Origin of the sequence: Pseudomonas congelans (assembly GCF_900103225.1) — a bacterium.
In the GTDB taxonomy this organism is placed as follows: Bacteria; Pseudomonadota; Gammaproteobacteria; order Pseudomonadales; family Pseudomonadaceae; genus Aquipseudomonas; species Aquipseudomonas congelans.
In genome coordinates, this window is record NZ_FNJH01000008.1 from 95,643 (window position 1) to 121,831 (window position 26,189).

The following is a 26,189-nucleotide window of genomic DNA, read 5'->3' on the forward strand; positions in this document are numbered from 1 at the left end:
TAAGCAAAACGAGCGCTGGAAGGCTTGCCGGTGATTGCTTTAAAGAGCCGCTTTATAACAAGGGCTCTAAAAAGCTGTCAAGGAAGCCTGCCCAGTCTTAATGCGTGCTAATTCTGTCCTTAGAGTCAGACTCGCGCTTTTCTTCCTTGGCGACCAGATCTGTAGCCACGTCCGGCAAAGGCTCCGGCGCGTATTGCAGCGCAATTTGCAGGACTTCGTCAATCCATTTAACGGGCTTGATCTGCAGATCCTGCTTGATATTGTCAGGAATCTCCTTCAAATCACGCACGTTTTCTTCTGGAATGATCACCGTCTTGATTCCACCACGGTGGGCGGCCAGAAGTTTTTCCTTCAAACCACCAATCGCCAGCACTTGACCACGCAGGGTAATTTCACCGGTCATTGCCACATCTGCCCGCACAGGAATCTGTGTAAGCGCCGAGACAAGTGCAGTGCACATGCCAACGCCAGCGCTCGGTCCATCCTTCGGCGTGGCGCCTTCCGGCATGTGGATATGCGTGTCGTGTTTCTCGTGGAAATCAGCTGGAATGCCCAGGCTACGGGCACGGCTGCGAACCACGGTCTGGGCTGCTGTAATGGATTCGACCATGACATCACCCAGCGAACCGGTCTTGATCAACTGCCCCTTGCCCGATACGACCGCCGCTTCGATGGTCAGCAATTCGCCGCCCACCTGAGTCCACGCTAAACCGGTGACCTGACCGATCTGATCCTGCTGCTCTGCCAGCCCGTAACGGAACTTGCGCACGCCCAGGAAGTGCTCGAGCATGTCGGCCGTGACCTGCACCGCGAAACGTTTTTCCATCGCGTGCTCTTTGACCGCCTTGCGGCAGACCTTGGCAATCTGCCGCTCAAGCCCGCGTACGCCCGCTTCGCGGGTGTAATAACGGATGATGTCGCGGATCGCTTCCTCGTCAAAGCTGATCTCGCCTTTCTTCAAGCCGTTGGCCTGAATCTGCTTGGGCGAGAGGTATTTGACGGCGATGTTGATCTTTTCGTCTTCGGTGTAGCCCGGCAGGCGAATGACTTCCATCCGGTCCAGCAGCGCTGGCGGAATGTTCATCGAGTTCGACGTGCACAGGAACATCACGTCCGAAAGATCGTAGTCGACCTCAAGGTAGTGATCGTTGAAATTGTGGTTCTGCTCGGGATCAAGTACCTCGAGCAATGCCGACGCCGGATCGCCACGCATGTCGCTGCCCATCTTGTCGATTTCGTCAAGCAGGAACAGCGGGTTGCGAACACCCACCTTTGTCATCTTTTGTATCAATCTTCCTGGCATCGAACCTATATAAGTCCGGCGATGACCACGAATTTCAGCCTCGTCTCGAACGCCACCCAATGCCATACGCACGAATTTGCGATTGGTCGCGTTGGCGATGGATTCGGCCAGGGAAGTTTTGCCCACACCCGGTGGACCTACCAGACACAGCACAGGACCACGAATTTTCTTCACGCGCTTTTGCACGGCGAGGTATTCGAGAATGCGTTCCTTGACCTCGTCCAGACCGTAATGGTCGGCATCGAGAATCGCTTCGGCGCGCGCAAGGTCCAGACGCACTTTGCTTTGTGCCTTCCACGGCACCTGAACCAGCCAATCGATGTAGGAGCGCACCACTGTCGCTTCGGCCGACATCGGCGACATCTGCTTGAGCTTGTTCAGCTCGGCATTCGCCTTGGTCAGAGCGTCCTTGGGCAGGCCCGCAGCGTCGATGCGCTTTTTCAGCTCTTCGATTTCGTTGTGGCCTTCGTCGCCATCGCCCAGTTCCTTCTGAATGGCCTTCATCTGCTCATTCAGGTAGTACTCGCGCTGGCTGCGCTCCATTTGCTTCTTCACACGACCGCGAATGCGCTTTTCGACCTGCAGCAGGTCGATTTCGGCATCCAGCAAGGCCAGCACGTGCTCGACACGGGCTGACAGGTCGATAATCTCGAGGATTTCCTGCTTCTGCTCGATTTTGAGCGCCATGTGCGCCGCCATGGTGTCGACCAGGCGGCCAGGCTCATCGATGCTGTTAAGCGACGACAGGACCTCTGCAGGGACTTTCTTGCCCAGTTGCACGTACTGCTCGAACTGAGCCAGCAGGCTGCGCACGAACACCTCGGACTCACGGTCCGGTGCATCGACTTCGTCGATCAGCGCGACGTCTGCGCGGTAGTGGCCATCGACTTCGATGAAACGCTCTACCGAACCGCGCTGCTCGCCTTCGACCAGCACCTTGACGGTGCCATCGGGCAGCTTGAGCAACTGCAATACGGTGGCAATGGTGCCGACACTGTACAGAGCCTTTTCATCAGGATCGTCGTCAGCCGGATTTCTTTGCGCGAGCAGCAGGATCTGCTTGTCGCCTGTCATTGCCGCTTCAAGGGCTTCGATAGACTTCTCGCGCCCCACGAACAGCGGGATAACCATGTGCGGATAAACCACGACATCACGCAATGGCAAGAGAGGCAATTCAATAGTGGTCTTCATGATTTCGCCTCTACGGCGGCCAATAGGCCGGGACAGATGGAATTAGCTTGAAGCCAAGATGGGGGTAGCGTCCGAAAAAAACAAGCTCTAGAGGCGCGACCCGCAAAGATCAGTTTCTTCATACAATACGAATGAACGGACTAAAAATGCAAAAGGGGACCAACAAGGCCCCCTTCAGTGTTACTTCACACGCATCTGAACATGCGTTTATGCGTCGGGAGCAACCTTGGCAGGCGGCTCGCTGTTTTCGTATATCAACAGCGGCTTGGATGAGCCATCGATGACACTCTCATCGATCACTACCTTGCTCACATCGCTCTGCGAAGGAATTTCGTACATGGTGTCGAGCAGAACGCCTTCCAGAATCGAACGCAGGCCACGGGCACCGGTCTTGCGCTCCAGCGCGCGACGGGCAACCGACTTCAGCGCATCGGTCCGGAACTCGAGGTCCACACCTTCCATCTCGAACAGCTTGGCATACTGCTTGGTCAGTGCGTTCTTCGGCTCGGTGAGGATCTGTATCAAAGCAGCCTCATCCAGCTCGTCCAGCGTTGCAAGCACCGGCAGACGACCAACGAACTCTGGGATCAGGCCAAACTTGACCAGATCGTCAGGCTCGACTTCACGCAACGACTCGCCAACCTTCTTGCCCTCCTCCTTGCTGCGAACCTCGGCGTTGAAGCCGATGCCGCCACGGGTGGAACGGTTCTGAATGACCTTTTCCAGGCCCGAGAAGGCGCCACCGCAGATAAAGAGGATATTGCGCGTGTCCACCTGCAGAAATTCCTGCTGTGGATGCTTGCGACCACCTTGAGGCGGAACGGAAGCCACGGTGCCCTCGATCAGTTTCAGCAAGGCTTGCTGCACGCCTTCGCCGGACACGTCACGAGTGATCGAAGGGTTGTCGGATTTGCGCGAAATCTTGTCGATTTCGTCGATGTAGACAATACCCATCTGGGCCTTCTCGACATCGTAATCACATTTCTGCAACAGCTTCTGGATAATGTTTTCGACGTCCTCACCCACATAACCGGCTTCGGTCAGGGTGGTGGCATCGGCGATGGTGAACGGCACGTTGAGCAGGCGAGCCAGTGTTTCGGCCAGCAGCGTTTTGCCGGAGCCCGTAGGGCCGATCAGCAGAATGTTGCTCTTGCCAAGCTCGACGTCGTCGTTCTTCTTGTCACGCTGATTCAGACGCTTGTAGTGGTTATACACCGCTACTGCGAGAACCTTTTTGGCACGTTCCTGACCGATTACGTACTGGTCAAGGATGCCGCTGATTTCTTTGGGCGAAGGCAATTTATGCGCGCTGCTTTCGGCCTGAGCTTCCTGCACCTCCTCACGGATGATGTCGTTGCACAGGTCGACGCACTCGTCGCAGATAAAGACCGAGGGGCCGGCAATCAATTTGCGCACTTCATGCTGGCTTTTGCCACAGAAGGAGCAATAGAGCAATTTGCCGTTGTCCTCGCCGTTGCGGGTGTCAGTCATTCGATCGATCCAATCCGGTAGGCTTGCAACACAAGATGAAGGCTATTGCGGGCTTTTTCAAGTCCGCAGGCGGTCGGTTGTGCCGACCCCCTACATTTTGAGCCGCTTAGGCAGGCATTTGACGCTTGTTGATCACCGAGTCGATCAGGCCGTATTCGGCTGCACGCTCTGCGCTCATGAAGTTGTCACGTTCGGTATCGCGCTCGATGGTTTCGAGGCTCTGGCCGGTGTGATGCGCCAGCAGCGAGTTGAGACGATGACGAATGTGCAGGATTTCCTTGGCATGGATGTCGATATCCGACGCCTGACCCTGGAAACCGCCCAGCGGCTGGTGAATCATCATCCGCGAGTTGGGCAGGCAATGACGCTTGCCTTCTGCACCGCCGGCCAGCAGGAATGCACCCATGCTGCAAGCCTGACCGATACAGATGGTCGAAACGTCCGGCTTGATGAACTGCATGGTGTCGTAGATCGACATGCCTGCAGTCACCGAACCGCCCGGCGAGTTGATGTAGAGATGGATATCCTTGTCCGGGTTTTCCGCTTCAAGGAAGAGCAGCTGTGCCGCGATAAGGTTGGCCATGTAGTCCTCTACCGGACCAACCATAAAGATGACTCGCTCCTTGAGAAGGCGCGAATAGATGTCATAGGCGCGTTCGCCACGGGCGGACTGCTCGATAACCATCGGGACCAGGCCGCCAGCGGCCTGGATGTCAGAGTTCTGCTGAATATAAGAATTGCGGGACATGTCCTGCATTCACTCCCAAATAGTCGAGTCTTGAATACGCACAAGCCAGCGCGAAGGCTGGCTTGTGGGTGTTTTCGCACGAAAAGAGAAATCAGTCGGCTTTTGGAGCTTCCACCGGCTTGACAGCTTCTTCGTAGGAGACCGATTTGTCGGTCACGCTAGCTTTCTGCAAAACAGTATCTACAACTTGCTCTTCAAGCACAACAGAGCGTACCTCGTTCATTTGCTGCTCGTTCTTGTAGTACCAGGCCACGACCTGCTCAGGCTCCTGATAGGCGGAGGCCATTTCCTGAATCATTTCGCGAACGCGAGCGTCATCAGGCTTGAGGTCGAACTGTTTGACGACCTCGGCAACGATCAGGCCCAGCTCGACGCGGCGCTTGGCCTGCTCTTCGAACAGCTCTGCCGGCAGCTGGTCAGGCTTGATGTTGCCGCCGAACTGCTGAACGGCCTGCACACGCAGACGGTTGACTTCGTTTTCCAGCAGCGCTTTAGGCACTTCGATCGGGTTGGCGGCCAGCAGACCGTCCATGACCTGATTCTTGACCTTGGACTTGATCGCCTGACGCAGCTCGCGCTCCATGTTCTTGCGAACTTCGGTGCGGAAGCCTTCGATACCGGTTTCCTTGATACCGAACTGCTTGAAGAACTCTTCGTTCAGCTCAGGCAGCTTTGGCTCGGAGACGGTGTTGACGGTCACGGTGAACTCGGCAGCCTTGCCGGCCAGCTCGAGGTTCTGATAGTCCTCGGGGAAGGTCACGTTCAGAACGCGCTCTTCACCGGCCTTGGCGCCAACCAGACCGTCTTCGAAACCAGGAATCATGCGGCCGGAACCCAGAACCAGCTGGGTACCGGTGGCGGAACCGCCAGCGAACACTTCGCCGTCGACCTTGCCGACGAAATCGATGTTCAGCTGGTCTTCGTTCTGGGCAGCACGATCAGCCACTTCGAAACGAACGTTCTGCTTGCGCAGCACTTCAAGCATGTTGTCCAGATCGCTGTCGGCCACATCGGCAGACAGGCGCTCTACAGAGATGCTGTCGAAGCCGGCAACGGTGAATTCCGGGAATACTTCGAAAGTAGCCACGTATTCCAGATCTTTGCCTTTTTCGAACGACTTGGGCTCTACAGCAGGAGCACCGGCCGGGTTCAGCTTCTGCTCAACCACAGCTTCATAAAAAGTAGCCTGAATCAGATCGCCCAGTGCTTCCTGACGTGCGCCGTCCTCGTAACGCTGACGAATCACGCTCATAGGCACCTTGCCAGGGCGGAAGCCCGGGATCTTGGCTTTGCGCGCGGTCTGTTGCAGACGCTTGTTGACTTCAGTCTCGATGCGCTCGGCAGGCACGCCAATGGTCATGCGGCGCTCAAGAGCGGAAGTATTTTCAACAGAAACTTGCATGGATATTCCTCGTTGCACAGACGTTAGCCGGCCGTTTCCGACCCCAGAATCAAGGGCATGCATTCTAGTGGGTCAAACTCAAGAAGTCACCCTACTGAAAAAGGGCGGGTTAACAAGAAGGAATCGGCCTGCAGCCGGAGGAGAAAGGAAAACACCTCGCATCACTCGCGACGTGTCTGGCACGGCCCCTATATAAGGAAGCATCTGCACCGGACGATGACCGAATCCATCTGCATAGCACGCCTCGATCGACCGGCGGCGACAGGGCCGACGGACCAGCGAGGCGATGGAACGAATACGCCAAAACAAAAAAAGCCGCACTAGGCGGCTTTCTTTTGTACCTTTTTGCAACCGAAGCATTGAGAGTCGGCTACATTTATCCTGGTGCGGACGGAGAGACTCGAACTCTCACACCTTGCGGCGCTGGAACCTAAATCCAGTGTGTCTACCAATTCCACCACATCCGCATTTCAGACTTTTAAAGCAAAGGCGCCAGACTATGAATCTGGCGCCCTTCTTAATATGGGGTGGACGATGGGGTTCGAACCCACGACCGCAGGAGTCACAATCCTGTGCTCTACCAACTGAGCTACGCCCACCATATTGCGCGTGACGATACAACTTACTTGCTGTGCCAAAGCTGCCTTGAATGGCGCACCCGGCAGGACTCGAACCTGCGACCATCCGCTTAGAAGGCGGATGCTCTATCCAGCTGAGCTACGGGCACTTATATAATTTGTACTCTTGCGATAACAAACTAAAAGGCTTTCAATCAATCACACCGAGCTGATTTGCAACTCTGCCTGACCGAATCAACCAGTGCTAGCTTAACCAGTGCTGGGGCTCTGCCCGGCAAGTGCGACGAATCTTATAGACGGCCCCTGGGGCCGTCAACCTTTTTTTGAAAAAAATTCAGCTAGATAAAGGAGTTAGCTGAATATGCAAAGCAATCGCCTTTGCCCTCGCGCCATGTCATGAGAGAATGCGCGCTCATTTTTTTCCTCTCGATGGTTAATCACGCGTCATGACTGCAAAACTAATCGACGGCAAGGCGATCGCCGCCAGCCTGCGCCAGCAGATCGCCAAACGTGTCGCCGAACGTAGCCAGCAAGGTCTGCGTACGCCGGGCCTCGCGGTGATTCTGGTCGGCAACGACCCCGCTTCCCAGGTCTATGTCTCTCACAAGCGCAAGGACTGCGAGGAAGTCGGCTTTATCTCCCAGGCTTACGACTTGCCCGCTGATACCACCCAGGCAGCACTGACCGATCTGATCGACCGCCTCAATGAGGATGCCGCTGTCGACGGCATCCTGCTGCAACTGCCCCTGCCTGCACACCTCGACGCTTCGCTGCTGCTGGAGCGCATCCGCCCGGACAAGGACGTGGACGGTTTCCATCCTTATAACGTGGGTCGCCTCGCCCAGCGCATTCCGCTGCTACGCCCGTGCACCCCCAAAGGCATCATGACCCTGCTGGAAAGCACCGGTGTCGACCTGTACGGTCTGGATGCCGTCGTCGTCGGCGCGTCCAACATCGTCGGCCGCCCGATGGCGATGGAACTGCTGCTGGCGGGCTGCACCGTTACGGTCACCCACCGCTTCACCAAGGATCTGGCAGGCCACGTGGGTCGTGCCGATCTGGTGGTGGTTGCCGCCGGCAAGCCGGGCCTTGTCAAAGGCGAGTGGATCAAGCAGGGCGCGATCGTCATCGACGTCGGCATCAATCGCCAGGAAGACGGCAAGCTGGTAGGCGACGTGGTTTATGAGACCGCCCTGCCCCGCGCCGGCTGGATCACTCCGGTTCCGGGCGGCGTGGGCCCTATGACACGCGCCTGCCTGCTGGAAAACACGCTGTACGCGGCAGAAACCCTGCACGACTGATCAGCCCGCAGCAATAAAAAACGGCACCTTGAAGGTGCCGTTTTTTTTACTTCGACAAAACCTTACTTCTTGCCTGCCTCCCAACTCTTCAGCAGGTCAGCGTAGGCGATGGTTTCACCCTTGGGTTTCTCGTTGGCCAGCTTGCGCTGGGGTGCGAGGAACTTGCCGTTGCTCTCTTCGGCCTTCTTGTACCAGGCTTCTGCAGTGGTTTCCGGATTCATCTTCGGTGCACACTTGCTGGCTTCCTGAACCTTGGAACGCTCGATGCGCGTCATGATTGCATCCTGGTCCTTGGCCAGACCGTCGAGGGCCTCCTGCGCAGTCTTCTCGCCGGTGACTGCCTCGGCCACATGGCTCCACCACAGCTGTGCCAGCTTCGGATAGTCAGGCACATTGGTGCCGGTAGGCGACCATTGCACGCGTGCCGGGCTGCGATAGAACTCCACCAGACCACCCAGCTTGGGCGCCAGCTCGGTCATCTCCTTGGAATTGATATCCGACTCGCGAATCGGCGTCAGGCCGACGATGGTTTTCTTCAGCGAAACGCTTTTCGAGGTCACGAATTGCGCATACAGCCAGGCGGCCAAACGCTTTTTCTCGTCGGACGACTTCAGGAACGTCCATGAACCCACGTCCTGGTAGCCGAGCTTCATGCCTTCTTTCCAGTAAGGCCCTTTCGGCGAAGGTGCCATGCGCCACTTCGGCGTACCGTCAGCATTCATCACCGGCAGGCCAGGCTTGGTCATGTCGGCGGTAAAGGCGGTGTACCAGAAGATCTGTTGCGCGACATTACCCTGCGACGGCACCGGACCGGATTCGGAGAAGGTCATGCCCGCAGCTTCAGGCGGTGCATAGGCTTTCAGCCAGTCGATGTATTTTTGCGTGGCGAACACTGCCGCCGGGCCGTTGGTGTCGCCACCGCGGGTAATGCTGGAGCCGACCGGATGACAGTCTTCGACACGAATACCCCACTCGTCCACCGGCAGGCCGTTAGGCAAGCCCTTGTCGCCGCTGCCGGCCATGGAGAACCAGGCATCAGTGAAACGCCAGCCCAGTGACGGGTCTTTCTTGCCATAGTCCATGTGACCGAAGACCTTCTTGCCGTCGATCTCCTTGACGTCTTCGCTGAAGAATTTGGCGATGTCCTCGTAAGCCGACCAGTTGACCGGCACGCCCAACTCATAGCCGTACTTGTCCTTGAATTTCTTTTTCAGGTCGGGACGTTCGAACCAGTCGGCACGGAACCAGTACAGGTTGGCGAACTGCTGATCAGGCAGCTGATAAAGCTTGCCGTCTGGAGCGGTGGTAAACGAGGTGCCGATGAAGTCTTTCAGGTCCAGCGTCGGCGAGGTGACTTTACTGCCTTCAGGACTGGCCATCAGATCCGTCAGAGACAGGGCCTTGCCGTAGCGGAAGTGCGTACCGATCAGGTCCGAGTCGTTGACCCAGCCGTCATAGATGCTCTTGTCCGACTGCATGGCGGTCTGCAGCTTTTCGATGACATCACCTTCCTGCAGCAAGTCATGGGTGACTTTGATACCGGTGATTTCAGTGAACGCCTTGGCCAGGGTCTTCGACTCGTATTCATGGGTGGTCAGGGTTTCCGACACCACCTTGATGTCCATGCCACGAAACGGCTTGGCAGCTTCGATGAACCACTCCAGTTCTTTCAACTGCTCGGCATCGGAAAGCGTGCTCGGTTTGAATTCGCTACCCGCCCACTTCTTCGCCGCATCTTCGTACTGATCCGCCCATGCCGACACACTCAACCCGCTGAGCATGATCATGGTTGCCAGCGTCACGCTATGTTGCAGCTTGTTTTTCTTATTGAACATAGTCATCTCCAGGTTGCTTTCATGTAGTCCCGCTTTTCCAATGCCGCCGACCGGATCACCCCGGCAACCGCGCCCGGCCGCTCTCTAACCCCAACGCATCACCACCAACAGCCACACCAGGGAAGCCCCCGAAGCGATCCAGATGCTCCAGTCCGTCGCGCCGATTACCAGCAAATGCAGATAAGCGCTGCCCAGAAGCCCAATGAAAAGACGGTCGCCACGCGTGGTGGCAATCGGCAGAAAACCACGACGCTCGATACTTGCCGAGCGCAATTCCCATACGGTCATCCCTGCCAGCAGTACCGCAATGCTGATGAAGAAGGCCGCAGTGGGCAGTGTCCAGGACATCCACTCCATTTTTTCGTCTCCTCAGACACGACCAAGAGCAAAGCCCTTGACCACATGGTTGCGAACGAACCAGATAACCAGCATGCCCGGCAGAATGGTCAACACCCCTGCCGCCGCCAGCACCCCCCAATCGATACCCGATGCCGAGACGGTGCGAGTCATCACCGCAGCGATCGGCTTGGCGTTCACCGAAGTCAGGGTGCGTGCCAGCAACAGTTCGACCCAAGAAAACATGAAGCAGAAAAACGCGGTGACACCGATACCCGAGCCAATCAGTGGAATGAAAATCTTCACGAAAAACTTGGGAAAGCTGTAACCGTCGATGTAGGCCGTTTCATCGATCTCCTTCGGAACGCCGGACATGAAGCCCTCCAGAATCCATACGGCCAGCGGAACGTTGAACAGACAGTGCGCCAGTGCAACGGCGATATGCGTATCAAACAGGCCGATTGACGAGTACAGCTGGAAAAACGGCAGCAGGAATACTGCCGGTGGCGCCATGCGGTTGGTCAGCAACCAGAAGAACAGGTGCTTGTCGCCGAGAAAACGATAGCGTGAAAACGCGTAGGCTGCCGGCAGTGCGACGCTCAGCGATATCACGGTATTGAGGCACACGTAATACAGCGAGTTGAGGTAGCCGCTGTACCAGCTTTCGTCGGTGAAGATCACCTTGTAATTGGCCAGGGTGAAATCCTGCGGCCACAGGGTCAGGCCTCCGAGGATCTCGGTATTGGTCTTGAACGACATGTTGATCAGCCAGTAGATCGGCACCAGCAGAAACAACAGGTAAATCCACAGCGGTATGGTTTTGCGCAGACTCATGACCAGCCCCTCAATTCTTTTCGCTGTGAGTCATGGCGGTGTAGAACACCCATGACACCAACAGAATGATCAGGAAATACACCAGCGAGAACGCGGCCGCAGGCCCCAGGTCGAACTGCCCGAGCGCCATGGTGGTCAGGGTCTGACTGAGGAACGTGGTCGAGTTGCCCGGCCCGCCACCGGTCAGCACGAACGGCTCGGTGTAGATCATGAAGCTGTCCATGAAGCGCAGCATCACTGCAATCAGCAGCACGCTTTTCATCTTCGGCAACTGGATATGCCGGAAGATCGCCCAGCCTGACGCACGATCGATGCGTGCCGCCTGGTAATACACATCCGGAATGGCCCGCAGCCCTGAATAGCAAAGCAAGGCCACCAGCGAGGTCCAGTGCCAGACGTCGATGACCAGCACCGTCACCCAGGCATCCGAGGCATTGGCGGCGTAGTTGTAGTTGATGCCCAGCACGTTGTTCAGCGTGTAACCCAGCAAGCCGATATCACCACGGCCGAAGATCTGCCAGATAGTGCCGACTACGTTCCACGGGATCAGCAGTGGAATGGTCATCACGATCAGGCACAACGACGACCAGCGCCCCTTGGTCGGCATGGTCAGGGCAATCGCGATACCCAGCGGGATCTCGATCAGCAGTACACAACCCGAATAAATGAACTGACGCAGCAGCGAGTCGTGCAGACGCGGGTCCTGCAGGACCTGCCGGAACCAGTCGGTGCCGACGAAATATCGGCTGGACTGGTCGAAGATGTCCTGCACCGAATAGTTGACCACGGTCATCATCGGGATAATCGCGCTGAATGCCACCAGCAGAAACACCGGCATCACCAGCCACCAGGCCTTGTTGTTCTGAACCTTACGCATGGGACACCTCACTGGCAGGGCCGGCTTCAAGCAGGTAATCATCTGCATAGAGCATCAGCCATTGCCCCGGAAAGCTGATCCAGGCCTGGCCCTGCGGCACCGGTTTGTCTTCCTGCAGACGCACCTTCAGCAGTTGCCCGGCCAGTTTCAGGGTGATGATTTTGTAGGTGCCGAGGTCCTCCACATAGGTCACGTCGGCGCACATTGCATCGTCATAAGGTCCGTCCCAGACATGCACGAACTCAGGACGGATACCTGCTTTCAGAGTTTTCCATGGCGTATTGGCGAGCTTTTGCTGCAAAGACTCAGGCAGCGGCAGGTGAATATCGGCAAAACCCACCCCACCCGGCTGCGGCGTGACGTCAATCAGATTCATCCCAGGGCTGCCGATGAAATAGCCGACAAAGGTGTGCGACGGCTTTTCGAACAGTTCCCGCGGCGTGCCGAACTGGACGATCTGTCCGCCATACATCACGGCGATCTTGTCAGCGAAGGTCGACGCCTCCAGTTGATCGTGAGTGACGTAGACCATGGTGATATTGAACTGCTCGTGGATCTGCTTGAGCTTGCGCCGCAGTTTCCACTTCAGGTGCGGATCGATCACGGTCAGCGGTTCGTCGAAGAGGATCGCCGACACGTCATCGCGCACCAGCCCGCGGCCCATTGAGACTTTCTGCTTCTCGTCCGCGCTGAGGTTGCGCGCCTTCTTTTTCAGCAGTGGCTGCAGGTCGAGGACATCGGCAATTTCGTTGACCTTGATGAGAATCCGCGCCTCGTCCAGGCCCTGATTGCGCAACGGAAAGGCCAGATTGTCGAACACCGTCATGGTGTCGTAGATCACCGGAAACTGGAAAACCTGAGCGATGTTACGGCGTTCCGGTGGCAGCTCATTGACCACTTTCGAGTCGAACAGCACCTGCCCCTGCGACGGACTGAGCAGACCGGAAATGATATTGAGCAGGGTTGACTTGCCACACCCGGAAGGCCCGAGCAGCGCGTAAGCACCGCCCTGCTCCCAGACGTGGCTCATCTCGCGAATTGCATAGTCGTCAGGACCAGGCTTGGCGCTGTAGCTGTGCGCCAGATTCTGCAAGCGGATCTCGGCCATCAGGCAACCCTCGCCATACGCAGGCCCGGCGCCTGAATCAGGCCGCCCTGCTGATCGAATACAAACAATTTGTGGGTCGGGATGTACACCCGAATCGCCGCATCGACGTCGTAGGCATGCACGCCCGGCAGATGCAGGACCAGCGAGAACAACTCGTTGCGCACATGCAGGAAAGTTTCCGAACCACTGATTTCCGCCAGCTCGACGGTGACCGCCAGTTCCAGATCATCATCGTTGGACGGCACCAGGCTCAAATGGCTGGGGCGCACGCCGAAACGATACTCGCCATCGCCGACAGCACGCAGGTCGACGTTGAGCGGGAAATGCACGAAATTGGCGAAGCTGACCTCGTTGCCTTCTATGCGGCCCGGCATGAGGTTGATCGGCGGTTCGGAGAACAGCTCGGCGGCCAGCACAGTGGCCGGGCGATGATAGACCTCAGGGGTCTTGCCGCTCTGCACCACCCGACCTTCATGCAGGATGGTGGTGGTGCCGCCCAGCGCCAGCGCTTCATTGGGCTCGGTGGTGGCGTAGATGGCAATGGTGTGTCGAGCGGCGAACAGCTCGCGCATTTCCTGACGCAGCTCTTCACGCAGCTTGTAATCGAGGTTGACCAGCGGTTCGTCGAAGAGGATCAGCTCGGCGTCCTTGACCAGCGCTCTGGCCATCGCGGTGCGCTGCTGCTGCCCGCCGGACAGTTCGAGGGGATGGCGTTGCAGGAACTTTTCGATGCGCAGCATCTTCGCGGTTTCCTGCACACGGCTGTGGATCACGTCTTTGGACAGACCGGCCTGACGCAGCGGCGAGGCGATGTTTTCGAACACCGTCATGCTCGGGTAATTGATGAACTGCTGATAAACCATCGAGACGTTGCGCAGACGAACCGGACGATTGGTGACATCGACCCCGTTCATCAGCACTCGCCCGCTGTCCGGCTTGTCCAGCCCGGCCATCAGGCGCATCAGGCTGGTTTTGCCGGACAGGGTTCGTCCCAGCAGAACGTTGAATGATCCCGGCTCAAAGCTCAGGGAGGCGTTGTCGATCCAGACCTGACCATCGACAGCGCGACTGACATGCTCCAGCGTGAGTGACATAGCGTGCCCTTTGTTGTTTTTTTCTTAAGGGTGAATGCGTGACTGTTTGCAGATAGCGACATTCGTGCCAGCTCAGGCAGATTGCCGGTGACGCCCGAAACAGAGCGTTCGCCCGTATTCATGGGACGAAACGGCTTTCACAGCTGAACAATAATGAACAGAAAAAACTGAACACTTGAACAAAATGAACATTGACTTTGAACAAAACTGAACGACACTGGACGGACGTTGCGGGCAAGGATGGTCACGCCGACGGGACCTAAAAACAAAAACAATGCGTCACATTCGCAGGCATCCTCATGTCTCAAACCAGCGCTTCGCTTGCTCACGACATCATCATTCAGGATTCATGGACCCGCTGCCGGGACTTCGGCCTCAGTCATCAGACTCGCCCTTCATTCGGCCAATTGCCGGGGGCGGAGGTTTCCAGGCTGCTGGAGCGCCACCATGGACTGGTACAGACCACCCATCAGGAGGTCCTGCCGGTCTACGAAAACATTCTCAGCAACTCCAGCTGTCTGATTCTCCTGGCCGACCCGCAAGGTCAGTTGCTCAAGTCATGGGGTGCGCAGCGTTTTGTCGAATCGTCGCAGGCTCAGGGCTTCATGCCCGGTGCCAGCTGGAGCGAACGCGGCACGGGCACCAATGCCATCGGCACGGCACTGGCCTGCGAGCAGGCCATTCATATCGAGCCGGACGAGCATTTCCTCAAGGCCAATCGCTTCATGACCGGTTCTGCTTCACCGATCTTCGACGCGGATCGACGCATGATCGCCGTGCTGGATGTGTCCAGTGACAGCTTCCTGCCACCCTCGCACACACTGGGCATGGTCAAAATGATGAGCCAGTCGGTGGAAAACCGCCTGATCCTCGATCAGTTTCGTGACTCTCATTTCCAGCTGATCTTCAATACCGGCCTGAACAACCTCGACAGCCAATGGGCCGGCCTGCTGATTTTCGACGAGAGCGGCAAGATCCTCTGTGCCAATCGACGTGCCGACACCCTGCTGGGGAAAACTCCGTCCGGTGTCAGCATCGAGACGCTGTTCAAATGTCCGATCCTGCAATTGCTCAGTGAGACCGAAGCGCGTCCGTTTGCGCTGCATGCATTTGGCAACAATCGCTTTCAGTGCCTGCTCAAGCGCCCGACTCGCAAACCATTGAAGCTGCATTGCGTGCAGGCTGCTCATGTGCCTACTGCACCACCACGAAACCTTGATCTGCAGGCGATCAGCCTGGGCGACGCGAAGGTCGAGAAGGCTGTGCGTCAGGCGCAGCGGTTGCTGGAGAAAGACATCCCGCTGCTCATTCACGGTGAAACCGGGGTCGGCAAGGAAGTGTTTGTCAAAGCCCTGCATCAGGCCAGTGCGCGCGCCAGCCAGGCGCTGATCGCCGTCAACTGCGCGGCGATCCCGGCCGAACTGGTCGAGGCCGAGCTGTTTGGCTATGAAAGAGGCGCCTTCACCGGGGCCAACCAGAAAGGCAGCATCGGCCTGATCCGCAAGGCCGACAAAGGCACGCTGTTTCTCGACGAAGTGGGCGACATGCCGATGCCGGTACAGGCGCGACTGCTGCGCGTGCTGCAAGAGCGCTGCGTTCAGCCATTGGGCAGCAGCGAGCTGTATCCGGTCGATATACGGCTGATTTCAGCCACCAACCGAGGCCTGCGCGATCAGGTCCAGGCGGGGCTTTTTCGCCAGGATCTTTACTACCGAATCAGCGGCCTGAGCATCGAACTCCCGCCCCTGCGCGAGCGGACTGACAAACATGCGCTTATCCAGCGAATCTGGGAGCGGCACCGTGATGCTCACCAGCGCGCGGGCTTTTCCAGAGAAGTGCTTGAGTTGTTCGAGCGTCACCCCTGGCCGGGCAACCTGCGCCAGCTCAACAGTGTGATTCAGGTTGCGCTGGCACTGGCCGACGAACAGCCGATCAGCACTGACCATCTGCCCGAGGACTTTCTGCTCGATGCTCACGCGGACGAGGAATGCCATGCCCCGAGCAAGACTCAGGAATCGGCCACACGCCTTCACTCGAGCGAAGACCTCGGCCAATTGTTTCAAGCGGCAGGCGGGAATATTTCACAGCTGGCCAAACGTCTGGGCGTCAGCCGCAACACACTGTACAAGCGGTTGCGGGAACAGCGGATCGTTTAGTGTTTGACGCTCGGCAGGCCGCACGTCATCGAGGACAGGACGCGGAGCGTCCAGAAAAGCATGCCCACGCGGAGTGGGCACGATAGTGTTTCAGGGATAGTCCTTGATCAGTCCGCCAGACGCCAGGTGGTGCCGCCCTTGCCGTCTTCCAGAAGCACGCCCATGGCGGTGATCTGGTCGCGGATACGGTCGGACTCGGCCCAGTCTTTCGCGGCACGCGCAGCCAGACGCGCCTGAATCAGCGCCTCCACTTCAGCCGCATCGACCCGCCCTTCCGCGCCAGCGCGCAAAAAGTCGTCGGCTTCGAGTTGCAGGACACCCAGCACGCTGGCCAGTTGCTTCAAGCGTGCCGCCAGACCCGCAGCCGCTGTGACGTCGGATTCGCGCAGACGATTGATCTCGCGGACCATCTCGAACAGCACCGCGCAGGCTTCAGGCGTACCGAAGTCATCGTTCATCGCCGTGCTGAAACGCTCGACGAACGCCTCGCCACCCGCAGCTTCGGCGACCGGCAGGCCCTTGAGCGCGTGATAGAAACGCTCCAGTGCCGCCTTCGACTCACGCAGGCTGTCTTCGGAATAGTTGATCGCGCTACGGTAATGGCTCGACACCAGCAGGTAACGCACCACTTCCGGGTGGTATTTCTCCAGCACGTCGCGAATGGTGAAGAAGTTGTTCAGGGACTTGGACATCTTCTCGCCATTGATGCGAATCATGCCACAGTGCAACCAGGCATTGGCGTAGGTCTTGCCGGTGGCCGCTTCGCTCTGGGCGATTTCGTTTTCATGGTGCGGAAACTCGAGGTCGCTGCCGCCGCCATGAATATCGAAGGTCTCGCCCAGGCAGCAGGTCGACATCACCGAGCACTCGATATGCCAGCCTGGACGCCCGGCACCCCAGGGCGACTCCCAGCTCGGCTCGCCCGGTTTGACGCCTTTCCAGAGCACGAAGTCCAGCGGATCTTCCTTGGACTCGTCCACTTCGATGCGTGCGCCGATGCGCAGGTCCTCGATCTTCTTGCGTGACAGCTTGCCGTAACCCTGAAACTTGCCGACCCGGTAGTACACATCGCCGTTACCCGGCGCGTAGGCATAGCCCTTGTCGATCAGGGTCTGGATCATGGCGTGCATGCCGGGGATATGATCGGTGGCACGCGGCTCCATGTCCGGCTTGAGGATGTTGAGGCGCGCCTCGTCCTCATGCATGGCATCGATCATGCGCGCGGTCAGTGCGTCAAACGACTCACCGTTTTCCCGTGCCCGGTTGATGATCTTGTCGTCGATATCGGTGATGTTGCGCACATAGGTCAGCTCGTAACCGCTAAAGCGCAACCAGCGGGTCACCAGATCGAACGCAACCATGCTACGGCCATGGCCCAGGTGGCAGTAGTCGTACACGGTCATCCCGCAGACGTACATGCGCACCTTGTTGCCATCCAGCGGCTTGAAAACTTCTTTGCTCTTGGTGAGCGTGTTGTAGATAGAAAGCACGTGCTCCCCCTCAAACGTACAGCATCAGGTCCAGGAATCCCGCAACGTCACGGTGCGGTTGAAGACGGGTCGACCAGGTTTGGAGTCCTTGATGTCCGCGCAGAAATAACCTTCGCGTTCGAACTGGAAACGGTCTTCCGGTTGCGCTTGGCCCAACGAAGGCTCGGCGCGACAACCGGTCAGTACTTGCAGGGAGTCCGGGTTGATGTTGTCCAGAAAGCTTGCGCCCTCTTCGGCTTTTTCAGGGTTCGGCGAACGGAACAGTCGATCGTACAGACGCACTTCGCACTCTACGCTTTCGGCTGCCGGCACCCAGTGCACAACGCCCTTGACCTTGCGGCCTTCAGGGTTCTTGCCCAGGGTGTCCGGGTCGTAGGAGCAACGCAGCTCGACGATGTTGCCATCGGCATCCTTGATCGCTTCATCGGCACGGATCACATAGCTGCCACGCAAACGCACTTCGCCGTTGGGCTCAAGACGCTTGTAGCCCTTCGGTGGCTCTTCCATGTAATCGTCGCGGTCGATGTAGAGCTCCCGCGAGAACGGCAGCTCGCGCATGCCCAGGTCTTCTTTAGGGTGGCGCGGCAGTTCCAGCTTTTCGACCTGACCTTCCGGGTAGTTGGTGATGACCACTTTCAGCGGGCGCAGTACGCACATGGCGCGTGGCGCGCTGTGGTCCAGGTCGTCGCGGATGCTGAATTCGAGCATGCCGAAATCGACCACACCGTCAGAGCGGTTGGTGCCGATCATTTCGCAGAAATTGCGAATCGATTTCGGCGTGTAGCCACGGCGGCGGAAGCCCGACAGCGTCGACATGCGCGGGTCATCCCAGCCACTGACGTGCTTCTCGTCGACCAGTTGCTTGAGCTTGCGCTTGCTGGTGATGGTGTAGTTCAGGTTCAGGCGCGAGAACTCATACTGACGCGGCTTACACGGCACCGGCAGGTTGTCGAGGAACCAGTCGTACAGCGGACGATGGCTTTCGAACTCCAGGGTGCAGATCGAGTGGGTGATGCCTTCGAGGGCATCCGACTGACCGTGGGTGAAGTCATAGATCGGATAGATGCACCACTTGTCGCCGGTCTGATGGTGATGCGCATGACGAATACGGTAGATGATCGGGTCACGCAGGTTCATGTTCGGCGAGGCCATGTCGATTTTGGCGCGCAGTACGCGAGCGCCATCCTCGAACTCACCGGCTTTCATGCGTGCGAACAGATCGAGGTTTTCCTCGACGCCACGCTCGCGGAACGGACTGTTCTTGCCCGGCTCGGTCAGGGTGCCGCGATATTCGCGCGCCTGCTCGGGGGTCAGATCGTCCACATAGGCCTTGCCTGCCTTGATCAGCTCGACCGCCCAGTCGTGCAACTGGTCGAAGTACTGCGAGGCGTAACGCACTTCCCCGGCCCACTCGAAGCCCAGCCACTTGACGTCACTCATGATGGCGTCGATGTATTCCTGGTCTTCCTTGGCCGGGTTGGTGTCGTCGAAACGCAGGTGCGTATCGCCACCGAACTCCTTGGCCAGACCGAAGTTCACGCAGATCGACTTGGCGTGACCGATGTGCAGGTAGCCGTTGGGCTCCGGTGGAAAGCGGGTCACGATTTTGCTGTGCTTGCCCGAGTCCAGGTCTGCCTGCACGATAGGACGCAGGAAATTGGTCGGTACGGCTGGACCTGCCTTTGGATTGGCAGCGGGTTCTGGAGTGGGCTTGCTCATAGGATCCTTGGACATACGTGCGCGGCCAGGGTAGGCCGACTAAATCAAAGCGCTTATCATAGCCGAAGCTGTCAAGTCCCTGACAACAGACTGCGTATTTGAAGGCATAAAAGCTGCAAAAGCGCTGAAAAATGTAACCTCGTCTGTAAACTGCGCGTCAGGGTCATAATCTGCCCATTCATGCATGACTAGAGAGCGACTTCCGAAATGCCTAATGTAAAGCTGACTACCAACCACGGCGACATCGTGCTGCAACTGAACGAAGAAAAGGCGCCACTGACCGTCGCCAACTTCATCGAATACGTTAAGGCCGGCCACTACGAAAACACGGTTTTTCACCGTGTGATCGGCAACTTCATGGTCCAGGGCGGCGGTTTCGAGCCTGGCATGAAAGAAAAGAAAGACAAGCGCCCGAGCATCCAGAACGAAGCCGACAACGGTCTGCCGAACAAGAAGTACAGCGTAGCCATGGCCCGCACCATGGAGCCGCATTCGGCTTCTGCGCAGTTCTTCATCAACGTCGCCGACAATGCCTTCCTCAACCACAGCGCCAAGACCGTTCAGGGCTGGGGTTACGCTGTGTTCGCTGAAGTGATCGAAGGCACTGACGTCGTCGACAAGATCAAAGGCGTGGCGACTTCCAGCAAGGCCGGCCATCAGGACGTCCCGGTAGAAGACGTGATCATCGAGAAAGCCGAGATCGTTGAGTGATACTGCTGATCTCCGATCTGCACATTGAACAGGAGCGCCCGGACATTACCCGGGCGTTTCTGGATCTGCTCGCAGGACGCGCTCGCGAAGCCGAGTCGCTGTATATCCTCGGGGATTTCTTTGAAGCCTGGATCGGTGACGACGCGATGTCGCCGTTCCAGCTTTCGATCTGCAAGGCCCTGCGCGAATTGAGCGACAGCGGCACACGAATTTTTCTGATGCACGGCAACCGTGACTTCATGCTCGGCAAGGGTTTTTGCAAGGCAGCGGGCTGCACGCTGCTGAGCGACCCCAGTGTCGTGGAGTTGAACGGTGAGCCGGTGCTGCTGATGCACGGCGACAGTCTGTGCACCCGCGATGAAGGCTATATGCGGATGCGCCGTTATCTGCGCCATCCGCTGACGCTGTTCATTCTGCGCCATTTGCCGCTGGGCACCCGCCACAGGCTGGCGCGCAAGCTGCGTAATGAAAGCCGTGCACAAACCCGTATGAAGGCCAATGATATTGTCGATGTGACGCCGGACGAGGTGCCGCGGGTCATGCAGCAGTTCGGTGTGCGTACGCTGGTCCACGGCCACACTCATCGTCCGGCGATTCATAAGCTGCAGATCGGCGATCAGGCCGCCAGACGCATTGTGCTGGGTGACTGGGATCGTCAGGGTTGGGTGCTGCAGGTGGATGGTCAGGGATTCAATCTGAGTTCGTTCGACTTTGTGCCCGAGACGACTGCGCTGTTGAACTGATGACGCGGTAATGCGGCTGTTCTGCGACATCAGGTGGATTGGGATTCGGCTCAGGTCACCTTTTCGCCCCTCGGCGACCTACTTTGATGGGGCCAAAGTAGGCAAACCCCCAAGCTCCGTTTCCGGCCCGACTTCGTCGGGTTCCTTCGCGGTTGAAAAGCGCTTTTTCGGCAGTGGCTGCAGCAGGTAAGGCATGGGATTGTTTTGACTATCGTTCCTCACGCTCCGCGTGGGAATGCAGTTCGTGACGCTCTGCGTCACACAGCGGTTCTGCGATGTCAGTGCCATCGCGGTTGAAAAAGCACTTTAAAGCAGTTTGGCCGAAGGCACGGTTCAGATAGGCGCACAAAAAACTAGTGTCCGCCCCCTGCCGCAGGCCCGGCCTTGGCGGCGAATGGGGGTTTGGCAAGCCAGACGAGCAGGATCAGTCCTGCGAATATCCAGCCCAGCAGGTAGAAGTAATCCACTGTGGACATCATGTAGGCCTGTGCGTTGAGGGTCTGCTCCAGTTGCGCATACGCTTGCGGGCTGGCGCCGCCCAGGCTGTCGAGGGCGTGGCGGGTGGCGGGGTCGAAGGTGCTGATGTTTTCACTCAGGTAGGCATGATGCTGGTTGGCGCGGCGGATCCAGATCCAGGTGGTCAGCGACGCTGCGAAGCTGCCGCCGAGGGTGCGCAGGAAGGTTGCCAGTCCGGAGCCATCGGCGATCTGATCGGGCGGCAGGTCGGACAGCAGAATGCTCAGGGTCGGCATGAAGAACAGTGCCACGCCGATGCCCATGAACAACTGCACCATGGCCACGTGTTCGAAATCCACGTCGGTGTTGAAGCCTGCACGCATGAAGCAGCTCAGCCCCATCGCCAGGAACGCCAGGCCAGCCAGCAGCCGCAGGTCGAACTTGTGCGCGTACTTGCCGACAAAGGGCGACATCAGTACCGGCAGGATGCCAATCGGTGCAACGGCCAGCCCCGCCCAGGTCGCGGTATAGCCCATCTGGGTCTGCAACCACTGCGGCAGGATCAGGTTGATGCCGAAGAAGCCGGAATAGCCGCCGATCATGACCAGCGTGCCGATGCGGAAATTGCGGTAGGCAAACAGGCGCAGGTTGACGATCGGGTGCTTGTCGGTCATTTCCCAGATGACGAAGAAGACTAGCGCGACCAGCGAAATCAGCGAGCCGAAGATGATGAAGTTCGATTCGAACCAGTCCAGATCATTACCCTTGTCGAGCACTATCTGCAACGCGCCGACACCGACGATCAGCGCCAGCAAGCCAATGTAGTCCAGCGGTTGACGCGCTGTGGTGACCGGCCTTTTGGCCATCTGGGTACGCACCACCAGCACGGCAAACAGGCCGATGGGAATGTTGATGAAGAAGATCCACGGCCAGCTATAGCTGTCGGTGATCCAGCCACCGAGGATCGGCCCGGCGATGGGCGCCACCACCGTCACCATCGCCAGCAAGGCCAGGGCCATGCCCCTTTTGGCAGGCGGGTACACCGCAATCAACAGGGTCTGACTCATCGGATACAGCGGGCCGGCGACCATCCCCTGCAGCGCCCGGAAGCCCACCAGTTCCGGCATGGACTGGGAAATACCGCACAGAAACGAGGCGATCACGAACAGAATAGTGGCCCACAGGAACAGCTTGACCTCACCGAAGCGGCGACTGAGCCAGCCGGTCAGCGGCAAGGCAATCGCGTTGCTGACCGCAAACGAGGTGATCACCCAGGTGCTCTGCTCCGAGCTGACCCCCAGGTTGCCGGCGATAGTCGGCAGCGCCACGTTGGCAATGGTGGTATCGAGCACCTGCATGAAGGTCGCCAGCGACAGACCGATGGTGCACAGCAACAGGCTTGGCGGGGTAAAGGAAGCGGGGGCGTTGTTGCTCATCGCAAATCCCTGAAGACGAATGCGACACCCCGGCCAGCGGACCGGGGCTCACGGATTGGCGGTTCAGCGCTGAACGGCAGTCTTGCCACCGGGCGCACTGTTCTCATGAATCAGGCGGGCGATCAGCGCGTCGGCGTCTGCCAGTTGCTCGGTGTACACCTGAGTGCTGAACGCGGCCTGCTTGCGTGGCTGTTGCGCCAGCACCGGACCGCTCTGATCATGCAGGTTGACTTCAACCGTGGTCGACAGGCCGATGCGCAACGGGTACTTCGCCAGCTCTTCAGCGTTGATGTGCACCCGCACTGGCACGCGCTGGACAATCTTGATCCAGTTGCCGGTCGCGTTCTGCGCAGGCAGCAATGCAAAGGCACTGCCGGTACCGGCCCCCAGGCTGTCGATGGTGCCGCTGTATTTCACATCGCTGCCATACAGGTCGGAGCTGATCTCCACCGGCTGACCGATGCGCATCTTGCCCAACTGGGTTTCCTTGAAGTTGGCATCAATCCACAACTCATCCAGCGGGATGACCGCCATGGTTGCGGTGCCCGGCTGAATGCGTTGCCCCAGTTGCACGGTGCGCTTGGCTACATAACCGGTGACCGGTGCGACCAGCGTCGAACGTGCGTTGGCCAGGTAGGCCTGACGCAATTGCGCGGCCGCGGCCTTGACGTCCGGGTGCGAGGACACCACGGTGTCGTCGACCAGCGCCACACTGGTGCTCAATTGCTGCTGAATGTTGTTCAGAGCGCTCTGCGCGCTGGTCAGGCTGTCTCTGGCGTGCGACAGCTCTTCCTGGGAGATCGCCCCCCCGGCGGCGAGGCTGCGACGACGGTTGTAGTTGTCCTGAGCGGTCTGCACGGCAGCACGCTGCGCGGCCAGTTGCGCCTTCATGCCATCGACATTGCTGTACAGGCCGCGCACCTGGCGCACGACCTTGCCCAGATTGGCCTCGGCACTTTGCAGCGAGACTTCGGCGTCGCTCGGGTCGAACTTGAGCAGAACCTGCCCTGCGTGCACCAGATCACCATCGTCCGCACCAATACTGATGACGGTTCCGGTGACCAGCGGGGTGATTTCGACCACGTTGCCATTGACATAGGCGTCGTCGGTCTCTTCGCTCCATTGGCCGTAGATCTCGTACCAGGCCCAGATACCCAGCGCGAGGATCACGACGACAATGGCAAGCCCGATCAGCATGAACTTGCGCTTGCCAGACTTAGGCGCCTGTTGAGGAGCCTGGGCAGATGTGTTTTCAGCGGCAGCAGTGGCCATGGCAGTTACCTTTAATCAGCGAAGCGACGGAACGACGGCGATCAGGCTCGCGCCTGCCAACACCTCGGCCGCTCAACTTTTAGCTTTGGGGTTGAAGCTCAAACGAGTCAGAGTGATGTGGTCATCAGCAGCCACCAGCACCTTGGTGAGAATTCTTCTCAGGCTCTCGACCTCTTCACTGTCGAGCGCCGCGAACGTGTCGTTCATCGCGTCCGCACCAATCTGCGGCAGCAGATCGGAGAGCGCCTGTCCCTGCTCGGTCAGCGCCAGACGCACCTGACGACGATCGGTCGCGGAACGCTTGCGTACCACCAGCCCTTTCTGTTCCAGACGATCGAGCATACGGGTCATCGAACCGCTGTCCAGCGACAGGTGCCGACACAACTCCACGGGGGTATCGGTGGAAAACTGGGCAATGATGATCAGCACCTTGAACTGCGCGAACGTCACGTCATAGGGCAGCAGGTACTTGTCGAGCATGCGGTCTTTGAGCGCATTGGTACGACCGACCAGCAGCCCGATGAGGCTGGATTCGAAATTGTCGGGGCTGAAATGTTTCACGGATTGACCCAGATAGCTGCCTAGGCAGTGATTGCAAAATATTACTGCCTAGGCAGCCGTTGTCAAAGCATTTATTAGCATGCTTGCTAAATCCCCATAAAAAAACGACCGCTGGCAAGACGGTCGTTTTCGAGTGTGCGTGCGGGAGGAATCAGGCGGCGACAGGTACGCCACTGTGAAAGCGGAACTCTTCGTCAGGACTTTCGATCAGTTCACGCTCGGCCAGACGGATCTCCTCGATCTTGGCATCGACATCCGCCTTGTCGCCGTAGCTGTACGCCAGCTTGAGGTAGTCCTGAAAGTGTCGCGCTTCGGACTTCAGCAGACCGCCATAGAATTTGGCCAGTTCTTCGTCCAGATGCGGCACCAGCGCCGCGAAGCGCTCGCAGGAACGAGCCTCGACGATGGCACCGACGATCAGCGCGTCGGTCAGCCGGTAGGGGTTGTGATTGCGCACCAGCTTGCGCAGCGCCCCGGCGTACCGGGCCGAGCTGATGTTGGCCATGGGGATCTGGCGCTTTCTGATAATGCTGATGACCTGCTCGAAATGGCGCAGCTCTTCCCGGGCCAGACGTGACATCTTGCTCAACAGGTCGAACTTGTCGTTGTACTGAAACATGAACTGAAACGCTGCCCCGGCGGCCTTCTTCTCGTTGTTCGCATGGTCGATCAGCAGGATGTCCAGATTGCTCAGTGCGGCCTGGACCCAGCTGTCAGGGGTGCGGCAAAGCAGGAAGGCTTCGATTTCAGGGATCGGGTACATAGGCTCACAGAATGACGGAGAGGCACGGCCGGGCATTATACGAGGAGCAACGATGCCTCGCGACACAAAAGCATGCCGGAGTTGTCAGGCGCCGAATGCGTCGCGCAGAAAGCCTGGCGCGATATAGCGCTGATAGTGCGCCTCGGACAGCAGGAAAAACTCGCGGTCGATCGCATCGCGCAGCTCCGGCAGCGTCCAGTCGCGGAACTCCGGCAACAGCACGAAACCGTAGGCCTCGACCTGGCTGATCACCCGCGCGCCACGGGCGATCAACTGGTAAGCCCAGCAATATTCGGACTGGTGCGGCACAAAACGGATCTTGCGCTGGGTGAGCTGCGCACGCAGCTTGTCGGCATCGAAGACTTCGAGCTTGGCAGTCATCACCTGGACCAGCAGTTGCTCCAGACGCAGCCAGACCGCTCTTTTTTCATCTTCGTTATAGCCGTTCCAGTGAATGACCTCGTGGTGGAACCGCTTGCAGCCACGGCACACCAGATCCCCGTAAACAGTGGAGCAAAGGCCGACGCAGGGGGTTTTGATAATGTAATCGGGCATGTCAGGCAGGACTGGGGAAGGCGAAACAAGGGCTCATGTTAGCCCTTTGTCTAAGCAAGTTCACCCCCGAAGATGTAGGGGCTAACTTACCTTCGGCAAAGTTTTGGCGTAGAATCAGCGAGCCTTTTAAGGCGCCAATGTCCGTTGGAAGCTGTTTTCAAAGCGTCACGAGCACAGTCAAGTTAATCCCGCAGTGCGGCGTCGACAGGCCATTCCCTCATCACGAATG

At 58.2% G+C, this 26,189-nt stretch carries 21 protein-coding genes and 3 tRNA genes; 4 read left to right on the top strand and 20 right to left on the bottom strand.

The genetic code is table 11. From position 1 onward, the window contains the following. Positions 1 to 97: 97 nt before the first annotated feature. The 7 genes from lon to BLR20_RS22245 form a co-directional block, all read right to left on the bottom strand. Positions 98 to 2,494 (bottom strand): endopeptidase La, encoded by a 2,397-nt coding sequence (gene lon, locus BLR20_RS22215; RefSeq protein ID WP_003409729.1) that lies wholly within the window; start codon positions 2,492 to 2,494, stop codon positions 98 to 100. Positions 2,495 to 2,701: 207 nt separating this feature from the next. Continuing rightward, a complete protein-coding gene (gene clpX / locus BLR20_RS22220; RefSeq protein WP_032612051.1) occupies positions 2,702 to 3,985 on the bottom strand; it encodes an ATP-dependent Clp protease ATP-binding subunit ClpX in 1,284 nt (427 codons plus the stop codon). A gap of 106 nt (positions 3,986 to 4,091) precedes the next feature. Next, positions 4,092 to 4,733, bottom strand: a complete 642-nt coding sequence (gene clpP, locus BLR20_RS22225; protein WP_002552734.1) for an ATP-dependent Clp endopeptidase proteolytic subunit ClpP — start codon at positions 4,731 to 4,733, stop codon at positions 4,092 to 4,094. A 91-nt stretch (positions 4,734 to 4,824) separates the two neighbouring features. Continuing rightward, positions 4,825 to 6,135, bottom strand: coding sequence for a trigger factor (gene tig / locus BLR20_RS22230; RefSeq protein WP_003315274.1), 1,311 nt, complete (start codon positions 6,133 to 6,135; stop codon positions 4,825 to 4,827). 382 nt (positions 6,136 to 6,517) lie between these two features. Beyond that, positions 6,518 to 6,602: transfer RNA gene (locus BLR20_RS22235), tRNA-Leu, on the bottom strand. 56 nt (positions 6,603 to 6,658) lie between these two features. Next, positions 6,659 to 6,734 (bottom strand) — tRNA-His (locus tag BLR20_RS22240). 51 nt (positions 6,735 to 6,785) lie between these two features. Then, positions 6,786 to 6,862, bottom strand: a tRNA-Arg gene (locus BLR20_RS22245). 297 nt (positions 6,863 to 7,159) lie between these two features. On the opposite strand from BLR20_RS22245, the gene folD reads away from it, so the two are divergent. Continuing rightward, positions 7,160 to 8,014: a bifunctional methylenetetrahydrofolate dehydrogenase/methenyltetrahydrofolate cyclohydrolase FolD gene (gene folD / locus BLR20_RS22250; protein WP_010437123.1), complete on the top strand. Its 855-nt coding sequence runs from the start codon at positions 7,160 to 7,162 to the stop codon at positions 8,012 to 8,014. A 62-nt stretch (positions 8,015 to 8,076) separates the two neighbouring features. Here the strand turns inward: folD and BLR20_RS22255 are convergent, their stop codons facing one another. From BLR20_RS22255 to BLR20_RS22280, 6 genes are all read right to left on the bottom strand, one after another. Continuing rightward, positions 8,077 to 9,849: an ABC transporter substrate-binding protein gene (locus tag BLR20_RS22255; protein ID WP_054992405.1), complete on the bottom strand. Its 1,773-nt coding sequence runs from the start codon at positions 9,847 to 9,849 to the stop codon at positions 8,077 to 8,079. A gap of 84 nt (positions 9,850 to 9,933) precedes the next feature. Next, complete coding sequence (locus BLR20_RS22260) at positions 9,934 to 10,206, bottom strand: DUF2160 domain-containing protein (protein WP_010437138.1); 273 nt, start codon at positions 10,204 to 10,206, stop codon at positions 9,934 to 9,936. Positions 10,207 to 10,218: 12 nt separating this feature from the next. Continuing rightward, positions 10,219 to 11,019, bottom strand: coding sequence for a carbohydrate ABC transporter permease (locus BLR20_RS22265; RefSeq protein WP_004414065.1), 801 nt, complete (start codon positions 11,017 to 11,019; stop codon positions 10,219 to 10,221). A 10-nt stretch (positions 11,020 to 11,029) separates the two neighbouring features. Then, positions 11,030 to 11,896, bottom strand: a complete 867-nt coding sequence (locus tag BLR20_RS22270) for a carbohydrate ABC transporter permease (protein ID WP_002552729.1) — start codon at positions 11,894 to 11,896, stop codon at positions 11,030 to 11,032. Then, the gene (locus tag BLR20_RS22275) at positions 11,889 to 13,004 is read right to left on the bottom strand and encodes an ABC transporter ATP-binding protein (RefSeq protein WP_032612053.1); all 1,116 of its coding nucleotides are present in this window, start codon (positions 13,002 to 13,004) and stop codon (positions 11,889 to 11,891) included. Before BLR20_RS22275 ends, BLR20_RS22270 begins: the two co-directional genes overlap by 8 nt. After that, the gene (locus BLR20_RS22280; RefSeq protein ID WP_032612054.1) at positions 13,004 to 14,098 is read right to left on the bottom strand and encodes an ABC transporter ATP-binding protein; all 1,095 of its coding nucleotides are present in this window, start codon (positions 14,096 to 14,098) and stop codon (positions 13,004 to 13,006) included. The genes BLR20_RS22275 and BLR20_RS22280 overlap by 1 nt, the downstream gene beginning before the upstream one ends. A 299-nt stretch (positions 14,099 to 14,397) precedes the next feature. On the opposite strand from BLR20_RS22280, the gene BLR20_RS22285 reads away from it, so the two are divergent. Continuing rightward, positions 14,398 to 16,254, top strand: coding sequence for a sigma-54-dependent Fis family transcriptional regulator (locus tag BLR20_RS22285; RefSeq protein WP_054992406.1), 1,857 nt, complete (start codon positions 14,398 to 14,400; stop codon positions 16,252 to 16,254). Positions 16,255 to 16,361: 107 nt separating this feature from the next. Here the strand turns inward: BLR20_RS22285 and cysS are convergent, their stop codons facing one another. Both cysS and BLR20_RS22295 read right to left on the bottom strand, forming a co-directional pair. Next, the gene (gene cysS, locus BLR20_RS22290; protein ID WP_032612057.1) at positions 16,362 to 17,744 is read right to left on the bottom strand and encodes a cysteine--tRNA ligase; all 1,383 of its coding nucleotides are present in this window, start codon (positions 17,742 to 17,744) and stop codon (positions 16,362 to 16,364) included. Positions 17,745 to 17,768: 24 nt separating this feature from the next. Then, positions 17,769 to 19,463 (bottom strand): glutamine--tRNA ligase/YqeY domain fusion protein, encoded by a 1,695-nt coding sequence (locus BLR20_RS22295; RefSeq protein WP_010437156.1) that lies wholly within the window; start codon positions 19,461 to 19,463, stop codon positions 17,769 to 17,771. Between the two features lie 207 nt (positions 19,464 to 19,670). Here BLR20_RS22295 and BLR20_RS22300 point away from each other — a divergent pair, with 207 nt between their 5' ends. Beyond that, on the top strand, positions 19,671 to 20,174 hold the full coding sequence (locus BLR20_RS22300) for a peptidylprolyl isomerase (RefSeq protein ID WP_010437159.1): 504 nt from the start codon (positions 19,671 to 19,673) through the stop codon (positions 20,172 to 20,174). Beyond that, positions 20,171 to 20,917 (top strand): UDP-2,3-diacylglucosamine diphosphatase, encoded by a 747-nt coding sequence (lpxH, locus tag BLR20_RS22305; RefSeq protein WP_054992407.1) that lies wholly within the window; start codon positions 20,171 to 20,173, stop codon positions 20,915 to 20,917. Before BLR20_RS22300 ends, lpxH begins: the two co-directional genes overlap by 4 nt. Positions 20,918 to 21,270: 353 nt before the next feature. Here the strand turns inward: lpxH and BLR20_RS22315 are convergent, their stop codons facing one another. The 5 genes from BLR20_RS22315 to BLR20_RS22335 form a co-directional block, all read right to left on the bottom strand. Then, entirely contained in the window at positions 21,271 to 22,830 is a 1,560-nt protein-coding gene (locus BLR20_RS22315; protein WP_260676607.1) for a DHA2 family efflux MFS transporter permease subunit, read from the bottom strand. Between the two features lie 42 nt (positions 22,831 to 22,872). Next, the gene (locus BLR20_RS22320) at positions 22,873 to 24,081 is read right to left on the bottom strand and encodes an HlyD/EmrA/EmrK family protein (protein ID WP_010435768.1); all 1,209 of its coding nucleotides are present in this window, start codon (positions 24,079 to 24,081) and stop codon (positions 22,873 to 22,875) included. A gap of 72 nt (positions 24,082 to 24,153) precedes the next feature. Continuing rightward, positions 24,154 to 24,642: a MarR family winged helix-turn-helix transcriptional regulator gene (locus BLR20_RS22325; protein ID WP_010435766.1), complete on the bottom strand. Its 489-nt coding sequence runs from the start codon at positions 24,640 to 24,642 to the stop codon at positions 24,154 to 24,156. Between the two features lie 151 nt (positions 24,643 to 24,793). Further along, on the bottom strand, positions 24,794 to 25,405 hold the full coding sequence (locus tag BLR20_RS22330; RefSeq protein ID WP_010435763.1) for a MiaE family protein: 612 nt from the start codon (positions 25,403 to 25,405) through the stop codon (positions 24,794 to 24,796). Between the two features lie 84 nt (positions 25,406 to 25,489). Further along, positions 25,490 to 25,960, bottom strand: a complete 471-nt coding sequence (locus BLR20_RS22335; RefSeq protein ID WP_002554470.1) for a DUF1289 domain-containing protein — start codon at positions 25,958 to 25,960, stop codon at positions 25,490 to 25,492. Between the last annotated feature and the right edge of the window lie 229 nt (positions 25,961 to 26,189).